General features: G+C 37.5%; 7 protein-coding genes. 3 read left to right on the top strand and 4 right to left on the bottom strand.

Features of this window, described 5'->3' with window-relative positions; translation table 11 throughout:
- From ACWITO_RS11245 to ACWITO_RS11235, 3 genes are all read left to right on the top strand, one after another.
- On the top strand, positions 1-215 hold a 215-nt coding region (locus ACWITO_RS11245), incomplete at its 5' end, for a TolC family protein (protein ID WP_448530091.1).
- Positions 216-438: 223 nt separating this feature from the next.
- Positions 439-1,461 carry a sensor histidine kinase gene (locus ACWITO_RS11240; protein WP_448530090.1) on the top strand — a complete coding sequence of 341 codons (1,023 nt, stop codon included), beginning with the start codon at positions 439-441 and terminating at the stop codon, positions 1,459-1,461.
- Positions 1,461-2,243 (top strand): LytR/AlgR family response regulator transcription factor, encoded by a 783-nt coding sequence (locus ACWITO_RS11235; RefSeq protein ID WP_448530089.1) that lies wholly within the window; start codon positions 1,461-1,463, stop codon positions 2,241-2,243. The genes ACWITO_RS11240 and ACWITO_RS11235 overlap by 1 nt, the downstream gene beginning before the upstream one ends.
- Positions 2,244-2,253: 10 nt before the next feature.
- Here the strand turns inward: ACWITO_RS11235 and ACWITO_RS11230 are convergent, their stop codons facing one another.
- The 4 genes from ACWITO_RS11230 to ACWITO_RS11215 all read right to left on the bottom strand — a co-directional run bounded on the left by ACWITO_RS11230 (position 2,254) and on the right by ACWITO_RS11215 (position 7,531).
- Positions 2,254-4,719, bottom strand: coding sequence for a bifunctional UDP-N-acetylmuramoyl-tripeptide:D-alanyl-D-alanine ligase/alanine racemase (locus ACWITO_RS11230; protein WP_448530088.1), 2,466 nt, complete (start codon positions 4,717-4,719; stop codon positions 2,254-2,256).
- A 118-nt stretch (positions 4,720-4,837) separates the two neighbouring features.
- Positions 4,838-5,224 carry a four helix bundle protein gene (locus tag ACWITO_RS11225; RefSeq protein WP_448530087.1) on the bottom strand — a complete coding sequence of 129 codons (387 nt, stop codon included), beginning with the start codon at positions 5,222-5,224 and terminating at the stop codon, positions 4,838-4,840.
- 57 nt (positions 5,225-5,281) lie between these two features.
- Complete coding sequence (locus ACWITO_RS11220; RefSeq protein ID WP_448530086.1) at positions 5,282-6,193, bottom strand: Ppx/GppA phosphatase family protein; 912 nt, start codon at positions 6,191-6,193, stop codon at positions 5,282-5,284.
- Between the two features lie 57 nt (positions 6,194-6,250).
- Positions 6,251-7,531, bottom strand: coding sequence for a hypothetical protein (locus ACWITO_RS11215; protein WP_448530085.1), 1,281 nt, complete (start codon positions 7,529-7,531; stop codon positions 6,251-6,253).
- Positions 7,532-7,950: the final 419 nt, after the last annotated feature.

Genomic DNA, 7,950 nt, shown 5'->3' with positions numbered 1-7,950 from the left:
CTACTTTGGAAGCCCAAAAACGCAATATGGAACTTGCCAAAGAAGTTTTGAGAGTTTCGCAAATCAAATACAAGCAAGGAGTGGGAAGTAGTGTAGAAATTATCAATGCCGAAACTGCTTACAAAGAAGCTGAAACCAACTATTTCGCCGCTTTGTACGATGCCCTTATCGCAAAAGTAGATTTAGATAAGGCTATCGGTAAATTGTGCAAGTAAATTTCTCTAAGTTTTCAAACACAAGAAGGTACTATTTCAAAAAAATTTGCGATATTGGTTTAACAAAAAACTACAAAACGCTAATTTCTATTATACTCAAACCCGACAGGTTTGGGAAACTGTCGGGTTTAGTGGTTTTATTTTCAAGTTAGCTTAATTGATTTTGGCAAACTAATTTTTTTGGGTATAAAAATACAATTTCATTGTTTTGCAATAAACCTGTATGCGAAAAATAGTTTATTTGATTATTCTCCTGATAGCCACTATCAGAGCTTTTGTGATAGAGTTTGTCATCAAATTGCCTATTACGGCTTGGGAGCATTTTCTTATCTGGTCGGTAGGAATGTTAGTGATGGCTTTTATTTTTGAGTGGATTTATGGCGTGCATCGTTTTCTCAATAGCAAATTACCTTTTGAAGAAAAAATCGCACTTCGGCTTTTTTTACAAGTATTTTTTTCTTTGCTGGGTACTTTACTGCTCACATACATAGGTATCAATTTTTTGATGCCTCAGCTTATCAAGAGCGTACCTATGCAAAGCTACAATACACCTATGAGCTACTTGCAAGTTGTACTGCTTACTTTTGGTACTAATATGGGCTTTTTCGGAGAATATTTTTTCAGGGCTTGGAAACAAAAAATCATTGAAACAGAGCGTTTGGCAAAAGAAAATGCAATGATGCAAAAAGCCTATACCCAAACGCAATTTGCCAATCTGCAAAACCAGCTCAATCCGCATTTTCTATTTAATAGCATTGCTTCATTGAGTAGCCTTATTTACGAAAATCAGGATTTGGCAGCCAAATTCTTGGAGCATTTGGCAAAAGTCTATCGCTATGTACTTCAAAATAAAGAACAAAACTTGGTAAGTATGCAAACAGAATTAGACTTTATCAGAAACTACTTGTTTTTGCTTCAAACTCGTTTTGATAAGGCTCTGCAAATCTCTTTTCGCATAGACACAGAGGCTTTGGAAAAGCAGATTGTTCCTGTAACGCTTCAAATATTGCTTGAAAACGCCGTCAAGCATAATATAATGACCGAAGCCAAGCCCTTACAAATCAATGTTTTCAATGCAGAGGGCTACTTGGTGGTTGAAAATAATTTGCAAAAGAAAAACATCGTAGAAACTTCCAACAAATTAGGACTTAGCCACCTGAAAAACCTTTACGCTTTTCTAAGTCCTTTGCCTTTATTGATTGAAGAAAACGAAAAATCATTTTTGGTAAAAATCCCTTTACTCTGATGAAAAAAGTATCTGTTGTCATTGTAGAAGATGAAAAATTGGTTGCCAAAGCTCTTGCCCGAAAAATTCAAGATTTAGAACCCGATTTTGAGGTAGTGGCTTTCTTGCATAGCCTTTCGCAGGCGATAGAATGGTTTTCGCAAAATACAGCACCTGATTTGCTTTTTTTGGATATTCAACTTTCTGATGGCGTAAGCTTTGAGATTTTTGAAAAAGTAAATCTCCAAACAGACGTGATTTTTACCACAGCCTACAACGAATACGCCCTTCAAGCCTTCAAACTACATAGCATTGACTATTTGCTCAAGCCTATCAACCAAGAAGATTTGAAATTTGCCATTGAAAAATGGAAAAATTGGCATAATCAGCCCGAAAAAGTAAATTTGCTAACAGATAATCTACAAAATCTGCTGGCTCAAATGACTTTCAAGAATGAAAAAAATCAGTACAAAGAGCGTTTTTTGGTTCATTCCCGCAATGCACTTGTGCCTATTGAAACCAAGCAAATTGCTTGTTTTTACAAACAAGAACTGATTTTTGTGCATACTTTTGAAGGGCAAAATTTTATTTCGGAGCATCAAACCCTTGATGAAGTTGAGGCTCTTTTAGACCCTAAATTCTTTTTTAGAGCAAATAGGCAGTACATTGTTCATATCCAAAACATCAATAGCATCAGAAACACCTACAAAGGGGCTGAAATCAGTCTTTTTTCGCCTAAAAATACACTTTTAGACATTAGCCGAGAAAAGGTCGGCTTGCTCAAAGAGTGGTTGAGCAAGTAGTGTTTATTCTCTACTCACTATAAAACACCCTTTTCACCCTTTCGCTAACATTTGTTAGAATTTCGTAAGGAATAGTGCCTATCGCTTGGGCAAGAGTTTGAATGGTGTGTGTTTCATCAAAAATAACGACCTCATCTCCTACTTGGGCATCAGGCACTTGCGAAAGGTCTATCATTGTCATATCCATACATACATTGCCAAGAATAGGCACTAATTTTCCTCTTATTTTTACCTTTCCTACCCCATTGCTAAATGCCCTGCTCAAACCATCTGCATAGCCAATTGCTATGATACCTATTCTACTTTTCTGATTAACCTTCCCTTTTCTACCATAGCCTACGGTGTCGGTTTTAGAAATCGTTTTGATTTGCGAAATCACGGTTTTCAGGCGGCTAATTGGTTGCAAACTCTCCTGAAACTTTCCGCCCGCCTCTACCCCATACAAGCCTATGCCCAAGCGTACCATATCCATTTGATACTCAGAAAAACGCACTATACCCGGCGAATTGAGAATATGCCTTAAAAACTTGTATGGTAATTTTTTTTCAAAAATTTGTGTAATTTTCTGAAAAGTATGAATTTGTTTGAGCGAAAAATCATCGTGTTGTTCTTCATCGGCGGCGGCAAGATGGCTCATCAGTGAAGCCACTTTCAGAAAAGGTGCTTTTTGTAAAATGCCAAGCAAAACAGATGCCTCTTGCGGCTCAAAACCCAAACGCCGCATACCTGTATCAAATTCCAAATGAACTTTTAGGCTCAAATGTTCATTTTCGCAGAAATCTGTAAGTTTTTGCAAAATTTCAAAACTATACACCGCAGGTTCTAAATTGTATTCGGCGAGTAAAGAAAAACTTTCTTCCGAAGGGTTCATTACCATAATAGGCAAATGAATACCATTTTTCCGTAGCTCAACCCCTTCGTCGGCATAGGCTACTGCCAAATAATTTACCCTATGAAATTGTAAAAGATTAGCAATTTCTACACTACCATTGCCGTAAGCAAAAGCCTTTACCATTACCATAATTTTGGTTTCAGGCTTCAAACGACTGCGGTAGAAATTCAGATTATTCACCAGTGCATCAAGATTGATTTCCAAAACGGTACGATGTGCCTTATATTCCAATTTCTGCACAATTTTCTCAAAAGCATATTTTCTTGCACCTTTGATAAGAATAACACAATTGCGAAGTTGTTGGAAAAATCCTTTGCTCAAAAAATCTTCTGTATCTTTGTAAAAAGCCGTAAGGGGTATATCTCGGAAAGCCTCCTGATGCTCCGAAATTTTCTCGCCTATGCCAATAAAAAAACCTATTTTTTTGGCAGAAACCAAGCGGGCAACCTGCTGATAAAGTTTTTTACCGCTCAAATCGCTTTCCAAAATATCGGAAAGAATAACTACCTTGGCAGGCTTTTGGTCTTGATTTGCCAAAAAATCCAAAGCAATTTGCAAACCTGCCAGGTCGTTGTTGTAAGAGTCATCAATGAGGTAAGTCTGCTGAATACCTTGTTTGAGCTCCAAACGCATAGAAACAGGTTTGAGCAAGGCGAGCCGTTTGCTTACCTCCTGAGTAGATATTTTGAACTGAAAGTGCATCAAAATACCACACAAAGCCATATTTTGCAAATAGGCTTCATCTTGAAAAGGTAATAGGGCACTATTGAGCTTGCAAGTAAGCCGAAATCCTTTTTTTACAAAACTCACTGCATTTTTACTTGCCGAAGGTTCATAATTCCAAAAAAAGACTTGCACTTGCGGGTTTTTCTTGGAAAATTTTTCTATCGCTTTGGGGTAATTTTCTGCTACATTTACAGGCAAAAAAACTACTGAACAATTTTCAAAAAGTTTCAGTTTTTCCTCTGTTTTTTCTTCCCTACTTTTGAAGCCCTCGTCGTGTGCAGAACCTACATTGGTAAGCACGCCAATGGTGGGTTGTATAATTTTTTGCAGGTGTTCCATTTCTCCTGCTTGCGAAACACCTGCCTCAAAAATGCCCAAAGTGTGTTCAGGACGCATCTGCCACACCGAAAGTGGCACACCAATTTGAGAGTTAAAACTTTTAGGACTTCTGACAATATTAAATTCTTCAGCCAAGAGTTGCGTTAGCCACTCCTTTACGATTGTTTTGCCGTTGCTACCTGTAATAGCTATTACAGGATAGCTAAATTTACTTCTATGCCAAGCTACAATCTTTTGAAAAGCCCTAATGCTATTTTTTACCACTACATAGTTGATACCTCTTTCTCGGAATGATAAAGCGGCTTTTTCATTTTCTATGATAAAGTTTCTCACACCTTTTTCATAGGCTTCGGCAAGGAAATGATGTCCATCGTGGTTTTTTCCTTTGATAGCCACAAAAAGGGTATTTTCAGGGATAAACAACTTACGAGTATCCACTGAAATATGTTCAAGGGGCAGTAGCGGTGCCGTTTGCCAAATAGGCGTTTGGAGAATATTTTGAAGTTCGGGGAAAAACATAGTAAAAGGTTCAAAGTTCAAAAGTTAAAAGTTCAAAAGTTCAAAGTTCAAAGTTCAAAAGTTCAAAGTTCAAAAGTTCAAAAGTTTGAGATATGAATACTTCAAGAAAATTTAATAACTATTTGAATTTGTAGCCTTTCATTTCAGAATTTTTAAGATACTCAATCAGCCTAAAAATCATAGCCGATAATACTTTCGTTTCACTTACATACATTGTAAAAATATCATCAGAAATATATCCATTATCATAGCATCGGTATAGTTGAGAGCGTGTTTCGCCAAGCGAGCCTTTTGCGATATAGAGAAATTGTATGAATTCTTTATTTCCGCCTCTTTCAAAACCTTCGGCTATATTATCCATTACCGACCCCACAGAGGCTCTTATCTGCTCTCGCAAGTGATAATCGTGTTTTAGAGAAGTCTCTTTGGTTATTATCTGTACTTTTCTACACAATTCTCTTGCCTTTTGCCATATTTCTAAATCCTCAAAATTGTAAATTTGCATAAATTTTGCTATTTTTACATCTTTTCCAAACCTCAAACCTCAAACCTCAAACCTCTCTCACCATTCACCAACGCTAATATTTTGATAGGTTGTAACGCCGAGTTTGTGTTTTTCGGCAAGAATTTCCATAATTCCATCTTTCAAACCCAAGCCGGGGACTAAAATTTCCTTGATTTTTGCCCACTTCATTACCGAAAGATATACATTAGAAGCGGGTGTAATCACATCTGCTCGGTCGGGGTTTAGTTCCCATTCGTTGATGAGCTCTTCCAAAGTGTATTTGGAAAGCCTCTGTATAACTTCCTCAATTTCTTTGATAGTGAGTGATTTAGATTTTTTTCGGGCAAGTTCCCAAATTTTATTGATATTGCCACCAATTCCTACCGCAGTAATTTTGGGTACAACATCACGAATATTCTTTTCTACCCAAATCTGCATTTCTTGCCAATCTTTTGCCGAAACGGCATTTTCCAAGAGTCTCACTGAACCCACAGGAAAAGATTTGCTTGCCAGTACCTTTTTTTGAGAAAAGAGTGTAACCTCTGTACTCCCACCACCTACGTCTATGTGCAAATAGTTTTTATCGTCCAAAACTCGCAAAAGTCCTTTATTGACAATTTCACTTTCTTGGTCTCCTGAAATAATTTGCAACTGCAAATCAAGTTCTTTTCTGACTTTTTCAGCAATTGCAGAGCCATTACGAGCCTCACGCATCGCCGAAGTAGCCAGTGCCAGATAGTCATCAACTTGGTGTAATTCCATTAAAATTTTATAGGCTTGCAAAAGTTTGAGAATATCTTTTTCCTTAGCTATGCTGATTTCTCTATTTCTGAATACTTCTAAACCCAAGCGTAATGGAAAGCGTACATACTCTACTTTTTTGAAAGAAATGCTTTCAGCGTGATGTAACACGCTACTGATTTGCATACGAGCGGCGTTAGAGCCTATGTCTATTGCGGCAAATTTCATTGTGCAAACTTACAAGGCAAAAATAAAAATTGCAAAGGTTTGTAAGAAAAAATTGGTTTAATCAATTTTAGGACGATAAAACCAAAGCACATCACTCAAAGAAACACCCAAACGTGCTTCTACATAACGTTCTTGCAAGCCATTGCGAGAAAGACTACCTCTTTGTCCTGCAATAATGCCCAAATGTAGATAGGTAAGTTTGCCTTGCCCACCCGAAAAAGCAAAAGAGCCACCCACAGAAAGATTGGTTTCGGCGAGGGTTTTACCTTCTATTTGCAAAATTTGAGGGGTATGATTGAATCCTATACGATAAGTGCTTCTATTCCAAAATTTGTTAGAGCCAAATTCGGGTGTCCATTCGCCACCTACGGCAATTGTAAGACGATTGGTTAGCTGATTATCTGCTACCTCAAAGCGTTTGAATTGCGACCAATTTTGAGAAATAACTTCTGCGTGAATGGTGTAATGGTTCAATTTCTCGTAAGAAGCACCTACTCGCAAGCGTGAAGGAAAAGCGGTTTTACCTTTGATAGTGGTAAGTGTATCCACAAAAGAAGGGGCTATGAGATTACTGCCGAAGAAATCGCGTTTTTCAAAAGCCTCAAAACGCTTGGTTTTCATCTGTGCCGAAAGGTCGTATGTAAGCCCAAAATTCAAAAATTTGCGGTCTTTTTCCAAAGGATAGCGATAAGCTACCCCCAAATTCCAAACGATTTGATTGAAATTATCCCTTTGTAAAAAAGCTATTCGGCTATTTTGACCCGAAGCAATGAGTTCCGTAACCGACTCGCGTGTGAGGTTGCCAAAAAGATAAGACATCTTTACGCCAAGACTCAAATGCTTGATAGGGCTAAAGCCATTAGCCCAAAAAAAGTTATTCAAGCCACCTTCGCCTTTGAACGTATAATAGGCAAAGAAATCAGAGTTTTCTACCTTTGCCGAAGTTTCGGTAAGGTATTCTAAATTGCTGTAAGGTTGCAAACCAATGGCACTTGTCCATTTTTTGGTAATGGGCAAAGCCAATGTAGCATAATTGAAGTTCCCCGTTGTAAAACCTTGTTCAGCCCTTTCGGAACGCAGTTGTTGAAACTTGAAATTATACCCTGCATCAAAAATCACGCTCCCATTGCGAACAAGAAGGGCAGGGTTTATGGTATTTACCCAAAAAGAATTGCTGGTACTTACGCCCACACTGCCCATAGATTGTTGAGCTATATTGCCTTGGGGGGTAAGCGTACCCAAGCCAAAACCTGAAAGAGGGGAATTTTGAGAAAAAAGTTTTTGCGTAAGCGAAAAACAAACAACGAGAAAAAATAGCTTTCTTGAAAAATTTTTCATAGATAAATGGTATGCTCAATAAAAATGATTTTGAAATTTCTTATTTTGAACTTCTCCCAAATTTCTGCAAGTAGCGTTGAAAAGTTTTGGGTTTGAGGTTTGAAGTTTGAACCTTTGAACTTTTGAACCCTTAAACCCTTAACCCTTGAACTTTCCAACCTTATACCTTAAACGAACGTGAGTTATAAGTACAAAGTGTTTGAAATACAATTTGTTAAAAAATTTATTTTTTTGTTATACTTTGTTTTTTTGACCTCACCCCCAGCCCCTCTCCTTTTGGAGAGGAGAGCTATACACCTGAAAATCAAAATTTTAGGTGTAATTATCTCCCCTCTTTTTCAAGGAGGGGAACAAGGGGTGGTTTAAGTTATTAAAAATAAAAACTTGATAATCAAATTTTTAATCTTGCAACTCACGTT

It is taken from the genome of Raineya sp., from assembly GCF_053497555.1.
The sequence above is the reverse complement of the archived record's forward strand: the minus strand, read 5'-3'. Positions and strand labels throughout refer to the sequence as shown.

What these genes read in the sequence shown, in the direction of transcription:
- ACWITO_RS11240 (WP_448530090.1), top strand. Translation starts at nt 439, where the DNA reads ATGCGAAAAATAGTTTATTTGATTATTCTCCTGATAGCCACTATCAGA.
- ACWITO_RS11235 (WP_448530089.1), top strand. Translation starts at nt 1,461, where the DNA reads ATGAAAAAAGTATCTGTTGTCATTGTAGAAGATGAAAAATTGGTTGCC.
- ACWITO_RS11230 (WP_448530088.1), bottom strand. Translation starts at nt 4,719, where the DNA reads ATGTTTTTCCCCGAACTTCAAAATATTCTCCAAACGCCTATTTGGCAA.
- ACWITO_RS11225 (WP_448530087.1), bottom strand. Translation starts at nt 5,224, where the DNA reads ATGCAAATTTACAATTTTGAGGATTTAGAAATATGGCAAAAGGCAAGA.
- ACWITO_RS11220 (WP_448530086.1), bottom strand. Translation starts at nt 6,193, where the DNA reads ATGAAATTTGCCGCAATAGACATAGGCTCTAACGCCGCTCGTATGCAA.
- ACWITO_RS11215 (WP_448530085.1), bottom strand. Translation starts at nt 7,531, where the DNA reads ATGAAAAATTTTTCAAGAAAGCTATTTTTTCTCGTTGTTTGTTTTTCG.